The 16,584-nt window shown below is 38.4% G+C and carries 17 protein-coding genes; 3 read left to right on the forward strand and 14 right to left on the reverse strand.

Annotated features, from left to right (window positions below):
- Positions 1-134: 134 nt before the first annotated feature.
- From AC1M84_RS10300 to lgt, 3 genes are all read right to left on the reverse strand, one after another.
- Complete coding sequence (locus AC1M84_RS10300; RefSeq protein ID WP_481594945.1) at positions 135-437, reverse strand: hypothetical protein; 303 nt, start codon at positions 435-437, stop codon at positions 135-137.
- Positions 438-518: 81 nt separating this feature from the next.
- Positions 519-890: a hypothetical protein gene (locus AC1M84_RS10305; protein ID WP_481594965.1), complete on the reverse strand. Its 372-nt coding sequence runs from the start codon at positions 888-890 to the stop codon at positions 519-521.
- An 84-nt stretch (positions 891-974) separates the two neighbouring features.
- On the reverse strand, positions 975-1,790 hold the full coding sequence (lgt, locus tag AC1M84_RS10310; protein WP_481593299.1) for a prolipoprotein diacylglyceryl transferase: 816 nt from the start codon (positions 1,788-1,790) through the stop codon (positions 975-977).
- 93 nt (positions 1,791-1,883) lie between these two features.
- Between lgt and AC1M84_RS10315 the strand changes: the two genes are divergently transcribed.
- On the forward strand, positions 1,884-2,687 hold the full coding sequence (locus AC1M84_RS10315) for an NRDE family protein (RefSeq protein ID WP_481594946.1): 804 nt from the start codon (positions 1,884-1,886) through the stop codon (positions 2,685-2,687).
- 27 nt (positions 2,688-2,714) lie between these two features.
- On the opposite strand, the gene AC1M84_RS10320 is transcribed toward AC1M84_RS10315, so the two are convergent.
- The 4 genes from AC1M84_RS10320 to tatA all read right to left on the reverse strand — a co-directional run bounded on the left by AC1M84_RS10320 (position 2,715) and on the right by tatA (position 6,574).
- Complete coding sequence (locus AC1M84_RS10320; protein ID WP_481594947.1) at positions 2,715-4,922, reverse strand: PhoX family protein; 2,208 nt, start codon at positions 4,920-4,922, stop codon at positions 2,715-2,717.
- Between the two features lie 165 nt (positions 4,923-5,087).
- Positions 5,088-5,870: a twin-arginine translocase subunit TatC gene (tatC, locus tag AC1M84_RS10325; RefSeq protein ID WP_092766754.1), complete on the reverse strand. Its 783-nt coding sequence runs from the start codon at positions 5,868-5,870 to the stop codon at positions 5,088-5,090.
- A complete protein-coding gene (gene tatB, locus AC1M84_RS10330; RefSeq protein WP_051586559.1) occupies positions 5,867-6,331 on the reverse strand; it encodes a Sec-independent protein translocase protein TatB in 465 nt (154 codons plus the stop codon). Before tatB ends, tatC begins: the two co-directional genes overlap by 4 nt.
- A gap of 15 nt (positions 6,332-6,346) precedes the next feature.
- The gene (gene tatA / locus AC1M84_RS10335; protein ID WP_035266725.1) at positions 6,347-6,574 is read right to left on the reverse strand and encodes a Sec-independent protein translocase subunit TatA; all 228 of its coding nucleotides are present in this window, start codon (positions 6,572-6,574) and stop codon (positions 6,347-6,349) included.
- 172 nt (positions 6,575-6,746) lie between these two features.
- Here tatA and AC1M84_RS10340 point away from each other — a divergent pair, with 172 nt between their 5' ends.
- Positions 6,747-7,622, forward strand: a complete 876-nt coding sequence (locus tag AC1M84_RS10340) for an AEC family transporter (protein ID WP_180028341.1) — start codon at positions 6,747-6,749, stop codon at positions 7,620-7,622.
- Here the strand turns inward: AC1M84_RS10340 and rdgB are convergent.
- Positions 7,619-8,248, reverse strand: a complete 630-nt coding sequence (gene rdgB / locus AC1M84_RS10345) for an RdgB/HAM1 family non-canonical purine NTP pyrophosphatase (protein WP_481593303.1) — start codon at positions 8,246-8,248, stop codon at positions 7,619-7,621. The genes AC1M84_RS10340 and rdgB overlap by 4 nt on opposite strands.
- 241 nt (positions 8,249-8,489) lie before the next feature.
- Between rdgB and AC1M84_RS10350 the strand changes: the two genes are divergently transcribed.
- Positions 8,490-8,798, forward strand: coding sequence for a GNAT family N-acetyltransferase (locus tag AC1M84_RS10350; RefSeq protein ID WP_180028369.1), 309 nt, complete (start codon positions 8,490-8,492; stop codon positions 8,796-8,798).
- 42 nt (positions 8,799-8,840) lie between these two features.
- On the opposite strand, the gene AC1M84_RS10355 is transcribed toward AC1M84_RS10350, so the two are convergent.
- The 6 genes from AC1M84_RS10355 to AC1M84_RS10380 all read right to left on the reverse strand — a co-directional run bounded on the left by AC1M84_RS10355 (position 8,841) and on the right by AC1M84_RS10380 (position 16,337).
- On the reverse strand, positions 8,841-9,431 hold the full coding sequence (locus AC1M84_RS10355) for a tetratricopeptide repeat protein (RefSeq protein ID WP_180028340.1): 591 nt from the start codon (positions 9,429-9,431) through the stop codon (positions 8,841-8,843).
- Positions 9,428-10,021 (reverse strand): methionine biosynthesis protein MetW, encoded by a 594-nt coding sequence (gene metW / locus AC1M84_RS10360; RefSeq protein ID WP_092766759.1) that lies wholly within the window; start codon positions 10,019-10,021, stop codon positions 9,428-9,430. Before metW ends, AC1M84_RS10355 begins: the two co-directional genes overlap by 4 nt.
- Entirely contained in the window at positions 10,021-11,181 is a 1,161-nt protein-coding gene (gene metX, locus AC1M84_RS10365) for a homoserine O-succinyltransferase MetX (protein ID WP_035265259.1), read from the reverse strand. The genes metW and metX overlap by 1 nt, the downstream gene beginning before the upstream one ends.
- Positions 11,182-11,282: 101 nt before the next feature.
- Positions 11,283-12,980, reverse strand: coding sequence for a 2-isopropylmalate synthase (gene leuA, locus AC1M84_RS10370; RefSeq protein WP_481594948.1), 1,698 nt, complete (start codon positions 12,978-12,980; stop codon positions 11,283-11,285).
- Between the two features lie 317 nt (positions 12,981-13,297).
- Positions 13,298-13,981 carry a Fe2+-dependent dioxygenase gene (locus AC1M84_RS10375; RefSeq protein ID WP_481594966.1) on the reverse strand — a complete coding sequence of 228 codons (684 nt, stop codon included), beginning with the start codon at positions 13,979-13,981 and terminating at the stop codon, positions 13,298-13,300.
- Positions 13,982-14,045: 64 nt separating this feature from the next.
- Entirely contained in the window at positions 14,046-16,337 is a 2,292-nt protein-coding gene (locus tag AC1M84_RS10380) for a TonB-dependent receptor (RefSeq protein WP_481594949.1), read from the reverse strand.
- Between the last annotated feature and the right edge of the window lie 247 nt (positions 16,338-16,584).

Below are 16,584 nucleotides of genomic sequence, written 5' to 3' on the forward strand. Positions count from 1 at the left end.
ATTTAATCTAAATTAGATACGTTCTTTGAGTATAGGCACAGTTTTGGAGTAGAAATAATACTGTTCTGTAGCAAAGCGTTAAGTGAGTGTGATTAATTTTATATTTATTTTCATTTGCTTAGTTGTTTTGAAATTCAGCGGGGTGTACGAGATGCATATAAACTCACTACGAACAATCCCACTGCGCTATAACCTATGAGTTGTACAAAAAGTGCAAAAAACTCTCTGCTATTTTGAAAGTTCAGCGCTGAAAGCATGACGATAAAAAATACAATCGAGACGAAAGGACTAAAAGCATAATATGCTTTCAGCTGATGCTTTAGACGCTTAGATTGGATCAAAACATGATGAATAATGTGTACGCTTAAGCCTAAACATAAGCTCATGAGTGTCGATAGAAAATCAAGTTTTTTAATTTCAGCTGTCAACAGAATCATTACACACGTTGATATACAAATGATCAATTTAAGCGTGCGTGTGCATCGTTCCGAATACCAGAAATTTAACATAATGACGTCTTAATGCTGATGTTGATGAAGTAGAGACAGTGGAGAAAATAAGCAAATAGATAAAGCCATAAATCCTAATCCTTGAGCACCAGGTAAAAGAATTTCTCCATCCTTTGCATGCATGAAAATTAAGGCAAGTAGCAGAGCGATAGGAATCCAAGTAAATAATCGGTAGATCAACCCTGTTGGATGGTGTGAAGCGAAATGAATTTTACAGTAACGGCAAATAAGAAAAACGATACCTGTGCCCACAAACATTAAGATGGCATCGAAGTTAAGCGGTTGCATCCAATATAACGTAGCGGTAGCACTCGCAATCAAAATAAAAAATAAAGCTTTGTGTTGTATTGAAACTTTAGGATCAAACCAAAACTCGAGCATAGTAATCTGAATCAAAGTAAATAAGTCAAAACTCTAGCACAAAAAAAGGTGAACAAGATGTTCACCTTTGAGGGCATGATTTACTTATTTGCCATTATTTTGTAAAGGACCCCAGTCATATACTTTCTTTTGGTAGGCATACCAAAGCATCCATAGGCCGATGAGAATCATTGGAACTGTAAGGAATTGTCCTTTGCTCATCCATCCGATAAATAATTGACCATTATCTGGCTCACGGAAGAATTCAACTGTGAAGCGAGCGATACCATATCCAATTAAGAATAGAGCAGAAACAGCCATGCGTGGACGAGGTTTAGAACTAAACCACCACAGAACAATAAAAAGAATCAAACCCTCACAGAGTGCTTGGTAAAGTTGGGATGGATGTCGTACGAGTTGTAAAGGATCTGTAGGGAAAACCATACCCAATGCGAAATTTGGATCTGTGACTTGTCGGCCATAAAGTTCGCCGCCAATAAAGTTGCCAATACGACCAAACATCAGACCTGTTGGAACACATGGGGCAATAAAATCCAGTGTTTGGAACCAAGTCATTTTGTATTTTTTACACCACAATAACATGGCAAACATGACACCTAAGAAGCCGCCATGGAAGCTCATGCCACCTGTCCAAACTTGGAATAACCATATCGGATTTGCAAGGAATTGATCAAAACCATAAAAGAACACATAGCCTACTCGACCACCAATCACGACACCTAATGCACCGTAAAAGATGAGATCAGAGACCATGTCTGGTGTCCATCCTCGTTGCTTAGCACGGAATGTTGCCAAGCCCCACGCAAATAAAAATGCGAGTAGATACATGAGTCCATACCAGTGAACTTGTAATGGACCCACAGATATTGCCACTGGGTCAATAGAAGGATAGGTCAGCATTGCTTTTCCTTTATATTATGTTTTGTGTCGATTCTAACGGAAAGACTGAAAAAATGTTGTACATTCAATGTGTAAAGTTCTAAGGATGCAACGATGTGTATTGTAGCAATCGCATGGCAAGTGTTGGATGAAACACCATTATGCTTAATTTCAAATCGGGATGAGTTTTATCACCGACCTGCTTCACAAATTCATAAGTGGGAAAATAGCCCAATTATTGCAGGTCAAGATTTACAATCTGGTGGGACATGGATGGGGATTACTGCTGCAGGGCGTTGGGCACTTGTGACAAATTACCGTGATGCAAATGATAAGAAGGAATATCCAACTTCAAGAGGACATATCATTCAGCAATATCTGGAGTCTGAATTAGCACCGATCCGATTTGCCCAAGAATTAGAAAAAAAGCAATGTGATTACGCTGGATTTAACCTTTTTATCGGAACCTCTGATCAAGCGGTTTATATGAGTAATCGTGGTGAATCTCCACAAGTTCTTGCCAAAGGTGTATATGTGGTTTCCAATGGTGTATTAAGTGATCCATGGGAAAAAACCAAACATTTGCGTAAACGCTTTACACAAGAGTTCTTACCATTATTGCAATTAAATCCCAATGCTCAAAAAGCGTATGATTTAGAGTACGCCGTTTGGGGTATCTTACAAGATGAAAGAAAAATTGATTTAGATTTATTACCTCAAACAGGAATATCAGTGGAAATGGAGCAGCTGTTATCTTCTACTTTTATACGAAGCCCGATATATGGAACACGATGCTCAAACTATTTATTGATGAAAAGAAATCAATGGACTTGGCTTGAAAAAACGCAGCAAGGTACGTATCAGAATCACATAGTCAAAATTGATTTGCATCTCTCAAAAAAAATGCCGACATCGTAGTCGGCATTTTCTATTTCAATGTTTGAATTAAGCAGCAGGAGTGTTTTCTTTCTTTTCTAGACTTTCCCCAACAATCTCGCCACCATCTTTACGAGTAATCACGACCGTCGCAGAGCGAGGACGTGTACCTTTACCACCGCTGATACTATTGCTGTGATTTGCAGGCCAAGTACCACCAGGATGCTGAACATTCACAAAAATAGCTTTATAGTCTGGTGTCATCGTTACACCTGTAATTTCACAGCCTGAAGGACCTGTTAAAAAACGACGTAACTTTGAATCATCAAGCTGTGCGCCAGCAGGAGTAAGTTGAGTGGCATTATTTGAACCAGCATTTGCAGAAGTCACTTTACCATCACTTACTTGACCTGGAAGTGCAGCGAGCATCATGCAATTCGTTTCATCTGTATAAGCGCCATCATCAGTTTGTATCCACAAGACACCACGTGGATCAAACCATAGGCCATCTGGACTTGAGAAATCATTTGCTGATGTGAGTCCAGATAGGTTTACACCTGGAAGTGAATCTTCTTCTGCGCCAAATAAGAAGATATCCCATACAAATGTTTTTGCTGTAACAGTATCACCAGTTTCACGGAAACGAATAATATGTCCGTTGATATTCCCGCGAGGAGTACCACCTTTATCATTATCAGCATAGTTACGAGGGTTAGCAGCATCAATTGTATGCTCACTTCCACGTAATGAGTTATTGGTTAAGGTGACATAAACCTCACCATTCTCTGGGTTTACTGCAACCCATTCTGGACGATCCATTTTGGTTGCACCAACTGCATCACCTGCTAAACGGGCATTTACCAATACATCAGCTTGATCTGTAAATTTGTATTTTGAATAATTAGCAATTAATGGATTGGAGATATTGAGTTCAATCCACTCACCAGACGTCTTTTGAGTTGCTTCATTAAAGTTAAATTTAGCAACATAGAATTTACCGTTATTCATATATTTATCACCAGCAGCATAACCGCCGTTGATATCTTTAGGGTCCCAAACCGCATCTGAAACAAATTTATAGATATATTCGCCTTGAGAGTCATCCCCCATATAGAAGGCTAGTGGTTGCCCAGGAATGGCACGACTCACACGGCAATCTTCATGAGCGAAACGTCCAAGAGCTGTACGTTTTACTGGGCGCTGACGACCATCAAATGGGTCAATTTCAACAATCCAACCAAATGTATTTGGTGAGTTTCTAAAATCTTGAGTTGCAGAAGATGCAGAGACTTTGGTTAACCAGCGCTCATAGACATCTTGAGGGAATAGTTGTGCTTGAACAGTGTGCCACTTATAAGAACTATTTGAAGCAATTTTATAACGTTTTAATGACTCCAAATCCTTTTCAGAACGATCTTTGTCATCGCGAGTAAAGTATTGATTAAAGTTTTCTTCGGTGGTTAAGTACGTGCCCCAAGGCGTATAACCGTTACCACAGTTATTGATCGTACCTAATGTAAATGTGCCTTCTGGACTGATCTTGGTCTGCACCAATTCATGCCCTTTTACAGGACCAGCGAAATCGATTGGTGTTGCAGCTGTAATTCGACGGTTGAATACAGAGCGTTTATTTAGAGTGACTTGTTGAGTTGTTGGATTTTTTTGTACTTCAATCACTGAAACGCCGTGACAGTTGATTTCACGTAATGCTTCATCTTCAGAACGAATATCCGCTGAAATGGTATTATTCGCTGGATGTAAAATTGCTTTGTTATCTACATATTCATGGTTGAGTACCAGTAAACCTACATTTGACTCATTTTGATCATAACGGCTATTTTTCATGCCGAAATATGTCATACCGTCATGACATTCACCTGAACGCATGGTAAATGAAGCACCACTCGGAATATTATCTGCATCCCATTCAGGCATACCTTCAAAAAGCGGGTCTCCTAGTGCATAAATAACACGTGCTTCATATCCTTCAGGCACTGTGAATTCATTTTTAATATTTTTATCAACCGCTTTAAATGTTAGTTCAGTTGGCGTTTTTGATTTGTCGAATTCAGGTAGTGAAGGATTTGAGTTGTTATTGTCATTGTCGTCACTGTTACAGCCTGCGACTGAAGCCGCTACTGTCAATGCTACTGCACCACCAGCAGTCTTCTTAATGAGATCTCTACGCGTAATTTGCTTTTCAAGTAAATGGTGAAATTCTGGATTCCCCGAATCATTGCTATCGTAATCATCGTTAAAAGGTATTAAATCAGTCATGTTCGTTCCTAGCATCTTGCTTGGTAGTTTTTAGCGTCACAAACAACTTAATGCGCAATCATGACAATCAAATGATAGATTTATGTCAGTTGAATTAAGCTTTTATTTAAAGAGTATGAAAAAGGCGAGTCTTAAGACTCGCCTATGTTTAAAAGGGTCAAAATATCAAAGTATTGACTTTGCTCTTCTATTTTCGAGTAATTTTCCAAAGAAAAGTCCCAATTCAAATAACATCCACATTGGTATCGCCAACATAATCATCGATAGTGCATCAGGTGGCGTCACAAACATAGAAACGAAGAAACAACCTACAATAATAAAACGTCTTTTTTCAACCAATTGTTCTGTGGTAACTACCCCAATCATAATGAGTAATAAAGTCACAATTGGAATTTCAAAAGTTAAACCAAAAACCAAGAATAACTTTAAACAGAAACTCAGATAGCTATTAATGTCAGTCATGGGTGCTACCGTTTCAGGTGCAACGCTAATGAAAAAATGTAAAATCGAAGGGAGGGCTACAAAGTAAGCAAAAGCAACACCCGCATAAAATAATGTAATACTTCCGATGAGTAATGGTAGAGCTAAAGCTTTCTCATTTTTATATAGCGCCGGTCTGACAAAAGCCCATATTTGATAAATGATAAATGGCATGGCGATCATTAGAGCAACGAAGAAGTTTAACTTAAATGGTGCCATAAATGTCGCGGTGACATCAGTTGCAATCATTGATGAATTTATTGGGAGTTGAGCTCTAAGAGGCTCAGACATCATTTGATAGCTTTGATTTGCAAATGGTAATAAACAAAAGAATAAAACGAGAATGACCCCAACTATTCTAAATAAATATTTTCTTAAAATAATAAGATGCTTGGTTATTGGCATTTCTTCAAGCTGAGGATTATCTTCATTTGAAGAGATGATATTTGGGAGAGTATTGTGACTCATACTGCCTCCGCTAAGACTACATACGGTTTATTGTGTTGCGCCGAATTTTGAATATGAATAAAACTTTGCTTAGGTGTAGCGTGTCCTCTAAAAGGAACTGCTGTACTTTGCTGAACGCTTAAATACACATAAATAGATCTTGTTTCAGAGAGAACCTGTTGATCGATAGGTGGATTTAAATATTCATCGCTTAATACTGTGTGTTTTTCAATTTCCTGCATTTGCGCTTTCATTTTTTCTTCTAATTCTTGAATGCGCTTCATTTCAGTCTGCATTTGTTCTTTAAGTTCAGACATTCTTAGTTCACGATCAATATCATTTTGTACATTGCTGACCATACGCTTAATTTTGCCATACCATTTACCAGCAAATCGCGCACCCTCAGGAAGCTTTTCAGGTCCAAGAACAAGCAATGCAATGATGCCAAACATTAATAGTTCAGCCATACCAATATTCAGCATTACTGTTACCTACCTTTAATGTTTCGCTGTTGAGTTCAAATCATGAGATGTTTGATGTTCAATCGTGCGTGGTTCTTTTAATTGAGCAGATGTGCTCTGGTCTTCGTCATCCTTAATTGATTTTTTAAAATCTTTAACCGCACCACCAACATCTTTACCCAAATTTTTTAGCTTAGACGTACCGAACAAAAGTAAAACGACAATTGCGAAAATAAGTACGTGCCAAATTGATAATCCAGCCATGATATATTCCTTATTGAAAATGATCTTGAATGATTTCAACAGTTCTTTATGACAGCAAGTTGACGGAATTATTTCAGTTTGAAGTCATGGATTTTTTATGTGTGCAAGAGACTTATTCTGAAGTGAAATAGATGTTGTGCTAAGATGAGAAAAAATCTATTTCATATTTAATATGGTTCTTCTACTCCCACTAGTCTCCTTTCTCATCGGCTATTTTGGCGTAGAATATTTACAAAAAATTCGTCCCTTTATGGCGATGTTGTTGGCGAAAGTGCTGATTCCTCTCATCATTATTTACAATATGGTGTTTTACCAAGAGGGCAGTATATGGTTGATGTTATTTAGTTTTATCGCTTCATTTTTGCTGTATTTATTTGTTTATTACCGTACAAAAGACAAATTAGTCTCCTTATGTTCCAGTTACCTGAACATGGCTTGGCTTGGCTTTCCATTTGCATTCGCTATTTTTGGTGCGCAAGCATCTAGTCCTATGGTTGCACTTTATGTCGGGGGCTCTATTTTTGGTAATATTTGTGCAGTGACCGTATTAAGTGCTGAAAAGCAGTCTGCGATGGAGATTTTGAGAAAATTGACTTTCTCTCCACCGATTTTAGCTTTATTAGTTGCTGGTTTTCTTTCGTTATGGAATGTTAGTCATTTTCAGCAGAATGCAATGATTCAATCATTGTATATATTGGATAAGTGGTTAATGACCTTTACAGGGATGTGTGTCCTTGGGATGTGGTTATCTCAAGTAAAAATTCACTTGTCCGATTTAATTGAAAGTTTAAAACTTGCTTTGATTAAATTTCTATTTGGTTTAGTGTGCTGTGCGGTAGCCTATTTTCTTCTACCGATTCCTCACGAACTGGTTGTTATTGCACTGATGTCTATGTTTTTTTTATTACCACCCGCAGCGAATATTGTTGCTTTAGAAACACATTATTCAGGAACAGGTGTTTCAGCCCAATATATCGCAGCGGGTACCATCGTAAGTTGCATGACAATTGGTTTATTTGCCATGGTTTATCATGGACTGATCGTTTAGTTCGTTTCGAGGCTTGCTTTGAATAACTGCATGGCTTGACCACGATGACTGATCTTATTTTTGTCTTCTTTGGTCATTTCAGCGCTACTAATATTGAGTTCAGGTAGCCAAAACAGTGGGTCGTAGCCAAAACCATTTTTGCCACGTGCTACTTCCAAAATTTCACCTTTCCAGATTCCTTGGAAAATCTGAGGTAAAGGATCTTCAGCGTGTTGAACTAAGGCGAGTACACACACAAACATCCCTTCAATCACGTCACCATTGTTACGTAATGGTGCTAAATCTGCCAGTAATTTAGCATTATTGGCAGCATCATCGCCATGCTCACCAGCATAACGTGCAGAGTAAATACCAGGAGCACCACCAAGTGCAGGGATGCAAATACCTGAGTCATCTGCTATAGCTGGTTTACCCGAAATCTTAGAAGCATGTCGTGCTTTGATAATGGCATTTTCTACAAAACTTAACCCATCTTCCACCGCATCCTCAATGTTCAGTTGTCCTTGAGGCACAACGTTAACAGGGAGTTTTAATTCTTCAAATAACTTTTCGAACTCAGCTATTTTCCCTTTATTGTTGCTCGCTAAAACCAAAGTACCTTGATCTAACCAATCTTTAGACGCCATGTTGAATCACTTTCTGTTTCAAATTTGAAGCTATTCTAACGGATATTTGCGATGATACAGATGAACTCATCTTTAAAATAACCAATCATTAAACATGAGAAATTTAAATAGCATTCATATTCGTCAAGCAGAGATCGCAGATGTTGAAAATATTGCGTCCTGTATTGCTTTAGCTTTGAACCACTTTGATGAAATACCAAAAAGTAAGTCCCTATTTTCAAAATAAGCTCTTGTATCGCACATCAATCATCAAGAGATAAAATACTTTGTTGCAGAATTAAAGCAGTCGCTTGTTGGGATGATTGCTTACAAACAACCCACTCATATTTTTCATTTTTTTGTTCATCCAAATCTGCAATTTCAAGGCGTTGGAACTCTTTTATTTAATTATGTGTTAGATCAATTAAATCAAACGGATATCCAGCAGATAACAGTCAATGCGCATATAGGGGCTGTTCATTTTTATAAAAAATTAGGTTTTACTTCACAGAGTGAAGTGGACATATTCGAAGATCTGAAATTCATAAGAATGAAGAAGATGATCGAATAAAAAAAGCACCGATAGGTGCTTTCTTCAAACTTATAAGCGTTACTAACGGCTTTGAATCCATTGATCAGCACGATCACGTGCAGTACGAATTTGTTCTGGTGTCAGGTTGGCAGCCAAAGCCGTCTTTTTTGTCTCAGACATATTGATCACTTTATTATCTAACATGCCATCACGTGTAGAAAGCTCATACCATTGGTAAGCACTCATATAGTTTTTCTTTTGCTCTTCCATAACGGCTAAATTGAAGCTTGCACGATTGTCACCATGACTTGCTGCTTTTTCGAAGTATTGGCGAGCTAAGGTTTCATTTTTAGCAACACCAATACCGTCAGCATACATACGACCCACATTCAGCTGAGCAGATGAAATACCTTGATCGGCTGCTGCCTTATACCAAACGAAAGCTTGCTTTAGGTCTTTAGCAACATCTTTACCATGTTGATAATGTGTTGCCAGATAAAACTGGGCAGCCGGTTGACCTGCTCGAGCAGCTTTTTGGAGCTCAGATACAGGCATACGTGAATACTGTGCAGCTAGTGCAGAAGTTGATGGTTGTTGAGGTACATAATCTGCATGAACTTGGAAACTCAACAACCCTAGAAATAATGAAGTACCTAAGAATAACTTTTTCATAGAGCGCTCACTCGATAAATCGCGACCTCGCCAAACAAGTTCGGGATATGCTTGCTGAGCAAACTCCCTTGTTGATTCCCATTCACGGCTAAACGGTCAATAATTTTAATTTGATTCTCAGCACAAAGTGCTTCGAAATCCTTAAACGTGCACAGATGGATATTTGGAGTGTTATACCACATATAGGGTAAGGCATCCGAAACAGGCATTTTCCCTTTTAAAGCAAGGAAAGAGCGTGTTTTCCAGTGTGCAAAGTTAGGAAAAGTAATAATTGCTTGTTTCCCAACACGCACCATATCGCGCAAAAGCACATCAGGTGCATCTACAGCTTGCAAAGCTTGTGCCATGACAACATAGTCAAATGACTGGTCTGCAAAGCGTCCCAAACCGAGGTTCAAGTCTTGTTGGATGATATTTAACCCTCGACTGACTGCAATTGCAATCTTTTCTTGATCGATTTCTAATCCGTATGCACGAATGTTGTGCTTTTTGCTCATATGAGCCAGTAACTCACCATCGCCACAACCAAGATCTAAAATGCTTGAATCAGGTTTAATCCATTTTTCTGCAAGCTTCTGATCGATACGCATTACACGGTCTCCTTAGGGGTTGAAGCAAGATGGTCTACACCACCTAAGAAAGCCCTTAAAGTTTTGACATATAAAGGGATAGGGAACAAGAACGAGTCATGACCTTGTTCTGCATCAATATCAACATAGCTCACAGGCTTATGATTGGTAATCAATGCATCCACAATCTCAACAGATCGGGAAGGAGAGAATCTCCAATCCGTAGTAAATGAAATCACAAGGAATTTACATTTTGTATTCGACATTGCTTTAACTAAAGATTGTTCATACTCACGAGAAGGATCGAAGTAATCCAAAGCTTTAGTCATGATCAAGTAGGTGTTCGCATCAAAGTTACGACTAAATTGTTCACCTTGATAGCGAAGATAACTTTCAACTTGGAATTCAACATCGAAACCATACATGAATTTGCCAGATTTTAAATCACGACCAAATTTTTGTTTCATGGCTTCTTCAGAAAGGTAGGTAATGTGACCTACCATCCGCGCTAGAATAAGGCCACGTTTAGGATAGCTGTCTTTTTCTAAATAGCGACCATGATGAAAATCAGGATCAGACAAAATGGATTGGCGCGCGACCTCATTAAACGCGATATTTTGCGCTGAAAGTTTAGGTGCACTGGCAATAATGACACAATTATTTAATCGGTCAGGATAATCTACAGACCACTGAAGTGCCTGCATGCCTCCCAAAGAGCCACCAATAATAGAGTGCCAAACAGTGATACCAAGACGATCAGACAGCATTGCTTGAGTTTTAACCCAATCGCGCACGGTCACTAATGGAAAATCTGGACCATAAGGACGATTTTCATTTTCAGGATTTGGGGAGGTTGGTCCTGTTGAGCCGTTACAACCACCAATATTGTTTAATGCCACCACAAAAAATGTATTGGTATCAATTGCTTTGCCTGGCCCAATACAAGCATCCCACCAACCTGCTTTTTTATCATCTTCATGGTGATAACCAGCAGCATGATGATGACCAGAAAGCGCATGGCAGATCAAAATTGCATTAGATTTATCTGCATTGAGTGTGCCATAAGTTTCGACCATCAATTCGAAACGTGGTAAAACGCGGCCACATTCTAATGCGAGTGGTTCTTCAAATTGGAACTTTTGTGGAACAACAATGCCCACTGAGTCAGCTGGAAAAGACACAGGATAAATTCGCCTAAAATCTTAAGTATGAATAAATAAAAGGATACCACTTGAGGGTATCCTTCTAAAGCCATTTTCGTGCTAAATATTATTGCTAATATTTATACTGCCGCAGCGATCACTTGATCTGTGCTCAAAACACCTTGATCAATTAAACGATTTGTACATGCAATAATTCCTTCAATAGATGAAGTCACGATGTTGTCATGTACACCAGCACCGAATGCTGATTTACCTGTACCTTTGACTTGAAGTTCAATTAGTGCCAACGCTTTAGCATTTGCACCAGAACCAATGCTACGTTCTTCATAGTTCACAACATCGATTGGCAACTGTAAAGCATCTAAAATTGCAGAGATTGGTCCGTTGCCTTCACCACGTAGATGTTGAACTTGACCACCGACTTCAATATCTAATTCAATGACTTGATTGCCATTTTCATCAGATAATCGATAGTTTTTCGCGACATAATGTTTATCTTTCTGATTCACATATGTACTTTGGAATAAACTCCAAATTTGCTCAGCAGAAACTTCTACGCCTTCTTCGTCAGCTACCTGTTGCACGACTTGCGAGAACTCAATTTGTAAGCGACGTGGTAATACGACGTTGTAGTTCGACTCTAACAAGTATGCGATACCACCTTTACCTGATTGTGAATTGACACGAATGACTGCGTCATAATCACGTCCCAAATCTTTAGGATCAATTGGTAAGTAAGGCATGTCCCAAATTTCTTCGTTTTTCTGGAACTCAAAGCCTTTTTTAATCGCATCTTGGTGTGAGCCAGAAAATGCAGTAAATACTAAATCACCCGCATATGGATGACGTGGATGAACGGGTATACCTGTACATTCTTCAATAGTAGAAATGATTTCATTAATATTTGAAAAATCTAGATTTGGAGCGACACCTTGGGTATACATATTTAATGCAATCGCTGCAACGTCAACGTTACCTGTACGTTCACCATTACCAAATACACAACCTTCCACACGATCAGCACCAGCCATGATCGCTAACTCGGATGCTGCAATACCGCATCCACGGTCATTGTGACAGTGTACAGAAATAATAACACCATCGCGGCGTTGTAAGTTGCGATGCATCCATTCAACTTGGTCAGCGTAAATATGAGGTCCAGAAACTTCTACAGTCGCTGGTAAATTCAAAATAACCTTATTATCTGGACGAGCGTCCCAAATTTCAGTGACAGCATCACAGACATCTTTTGCAACTTCTAATTCAGTTGCGGTAAAGCATTCAGGAGAGTATTGGAACACCCATTCAGTTTCAGGATATTGTGCTGCATATTCTTTCACTTTTTGAGCCGCATTCACCGCTAAGGCTTTCGCACCCGCTACATCAACATTCAATACTTTTTGACGGAATGTTGGTGAGTTTGAATTATAGATATGCACAATTGCACGTTTTGCACCTTGTAATGATTCAAATGTACGTTGAATCAAGTGATCACGAGCTTGAACTAATACTTCGATATAGACATCATCTGGAATATGATTTTCTTCGATTAATTTACGGGTAAAGTCAAAATCAATCTGTGAGGCAGATGGAAAGCCAATTTCAATATGTTTGAAACCAATTTTCACCAACATTTGGAACATCTTGAATTTTTGTTCAATGTTCATTGGTTCGAAAATAGCTTGGTTACCGTCACGAAGGTCGGTGCTCATCCAGATAGGCGCTTTATTAATTTCGTTATTTGGCCATTGACGGTCAGGTAAGTCTACACGTTGGTACATGCGACGGTATTTTTTGCTTGGATCAGCCAACATCATGAGATAACTCCTTTCATAGCACAACATGCTTGGGTCTTGTGTAAAGGCACTGCGCTATTTATATCGATTGTGTCTATTCTATCAATTTACAAGTGGCTTACTGCATCATTTTGCTGAATTCTCTAAAAATCTTTTGAATATATAGAGCTTAGCTATACCGTCACAGTGCTTGTAAATTCTTTCTTTTATTATAGTGCGATCTTCAAGAGAATTATTCCCTGATTTAGATCAAAGTATGATGAATGTGAAATTTTTTTTCACAATATATTTTTTTTTAATAAAATTTTTCATTATAAAAAACAAGTGTGAAAAATAAATTATAGTTCTGCCCATTTTCGAATTAAATTGTGATAGAGGCTCGTGAGTTTGATGACTTGCTCATGTTGATCTCCTAATTCCATACGAAGTTGCTGAATAGATTGATCTAAAGTAAATAACATATGTCGATTTGAATCATCTCGAATCATACTTTGTACCCAAAAAAATGATGCCAAGCGACAACCCGATTGGATAGAAGTGACCTCATGTAAGCTAGTAGATGGATAAAGTATCAAATCTCCTGCAGGGAGTTTGACTTCGTGATATCCATAAGTATCTTCAATGACTAATTCACCGCCGTCATATTCGTGCGGATCACTCAAGAATAAGGTACAAGATAAATCTGTTCTCAAGCGTTCTTGTGAGCCTTGAACTCTACGAATCGAATTGTCGACATGAAAACCGAATGATTGATGCTGTTCATAGCGATTAAACAGAGGGGGAATGATATCTAGTGGAATTGCTGCTGATAAGAATAAAGGATGTTGACCTAGGGATTCTAAAATAATATCACCTAGATGTTTGGTTAGGGGATGATCATTGGAAAGTTGATGATTATGTTTCACTGTTGCAGAGAGTGTTCCAGCTGTTACCTTTCCATTGACCCAATCTACTTTAGACATTTCTTCACGAAAATATCGAACTTGTTCGGGGCTTAGAATATTTGGAATATGATGAATCACTACGATCACTCACTGCTTTAGGTGATGAAAAGCATAGCTTGTATAGAGCTATGCTGAAATGAAATTAAAACTTGAAATTTAAAGACAATACAGCATTTCGACCTTCAGCTTCAGTTGCATAATGCGAAGCATAAGCTTTCGTGAAATAACGTGTATCTGAGAGATTATTGACGTTCAATTGAAGATCAATATCTGAATTTACTTGATAGCGAGCCATGGCGTCATAACGCACATAGCCTGGTACAAATTTGGTATTTGCAGCATCTCCATACACTCGATCCATAGCTAAAACACCAGCACCTAATTGTAATTTAGGGAGAACTTGGTAAGTTGTCCACAAAGTGGCAGAGTGTTTTGCGACATTTTGGACTTGGTTACCATTAGTTGGGCTAGCCGAATAACTTCCATCGCTATTTTTGACATAACCTGCATCAACAATTTCACTATCTAAATATGTGTATCCTGCAGATAAAGCCCATTTATTTGTGATATTGCCGTTTAAGCCTAATTCAAGGCCATCAACACGTGTCTCACCAATATTTCTTGTAAATCCATCACTATCTAAAGCGCGAGTATTTTCTTTTTCTGTACGGAAAATAGCAGCTGTAAGATTAATTCTGTTATTCAAAAGGTCCCATTTGGTTCCGATTTCATAGGTTTTGACTTCTTCAGGTTTGAGGTTGTTAATTGCTCTTGCTTGTGCATCAGTCGTATTTCGTCCTGGGACACTTAACCCTTCTGAACCATTACCAGCATCGATTCCAACGGGATTAGCTGAAGTCGCATAGCTTGCATAAATTGATCCATTTTCTCTTGGTTTAAAAGTTAATCCAGCTTGATAATTGAAGAAATCGTGTTTTGAATTATATTTTGTTCCTGCTTGAATTGCTGAAGTGCCTGAACCAGTATCTTGATTGTATTTCATTTCAGTTTTGAATTCATCCCAGCGAATACCAAGGTCAAGGAGCCACAGAGGATTAAGCTCAATATTATTTAGGGCATATACTGATTGTGTTTCAGATTTGATCATCATGACATTTGGATTCGCTTGAGCTTTACCTAGCCAAGCATCATTCGAATTGGGGTTATAAAGATCAGTACACCAACCATTTGAAATATTTAATGAGCATGCATTATTAGCACCACTACCGCCTATTAACGTGGTATTAGGGTCGGTTACAATGTTTGTGCCGCGTTCAGAATCTTGTTTACTGTATTCAGCACCCAAATTGAAATTATGTTTTATGATGCCTGTTTGGAATTTACCTGTTAATGCGAGTTGATCTGTAAAACTGTCAGTGGTTGTTAGGTTGGTATTTAGACGACGCCAAACTTTTCCATTTGCGACGTTGCCCTGACTGTCATCTGGTTGAGTCCATAAGTAATTATTTTTTGATTTGCTATAGACAGCAGTATTCGTCAAGCTTAGATTTTCGGTAAAATCGTGCTCTAGCTTAAGGGTCCCAATTTGATTTTCTTGCTTTTGAAAATCACGATTTAACCAACCGTAGTATGTACCCTGTTGAACATCAACGGGTGAGCCGACGGTCGCTTTTCTGTCAGTGTCGTATTTATATGGAATACCTGAATCTGGCTTATCATCAGACTTTAGGTAGTAGTAGGCTAGTGTCGCTCGAGTGGGCGTGTCTAACCCAAAGCTAATACTTGGTGCAATACCAGCACGTTCATATTCAGCGCCATTATGTTGTCCCGCTTTTTCATTCTGGTGACCCATTGCCACGACACGAGTCGCAATACCATTCCCAAAATCTTTATTTGCATCTAATGTGATACGTGCATAAGCATCAGTACCGCCAGCAACAGAGCCTTGGAAAGCATCTCCAGATTTGGCTAATTTGGAAATTAGGTTAATACTACCACCCGTGGAACCTCCACCACCTAAAGTAGAGGCGGAGCCTTTGGTGACTTCAACCTGTTCAACGGCAAACATTTCTCGGTTTTGAGAAGTAGAGTTCCTCACACCGTCAACGTACATTGAACTTTCAGAGTTATAACCACGGATAAATGGACGGTCACCATTTGGGTTGCCACCTTCGCCCGCACCAAGCGTAATTCCTGGAACAGTTCTTAGAGCATCAGAAAGCGTAGTCACTTGAGTATCTTGTATCTGTTTTTGAGAAATAACAGAGATTGATTTTGGGGTATCGAGTAAGGGAGCAACGTATTTAGCGTTTGAGGATTTGTCGACTTTAAATGACTGCTCTGATTGAGCCTCGGATTTAATTGTTTCTAAATGCACTGTATCTTCTTGTGCAAAAGTTTGACCTGAAATAACAGCCAATGACGTTGCTATTGCAGATGAAACGATTTTTTTACGTGTCGTGATAAAGGCCATGTTTAACCTGATATGAATTTGTTTTCAGGTTGAGAATAATAATGATTCTTTTTTAGCTTTAACGGGTCTTAAAATTGATATTTGCGATTTAAGTTAAACTCAATAACGGAAGCTTAAATGTAATAATGTAATATTTTATGTATAAGTAAATGAATTTAAATAATATTGGAAAAATTAAAGTTTCTACATTTTTGTATGGCTATTTTTAATAGGGTTTTTTATTTTAATAAAATAAAAAACCCTGCTA

Source organism: Acinetobacter sp. 24-47-66 (assembly GCF_056779755.1).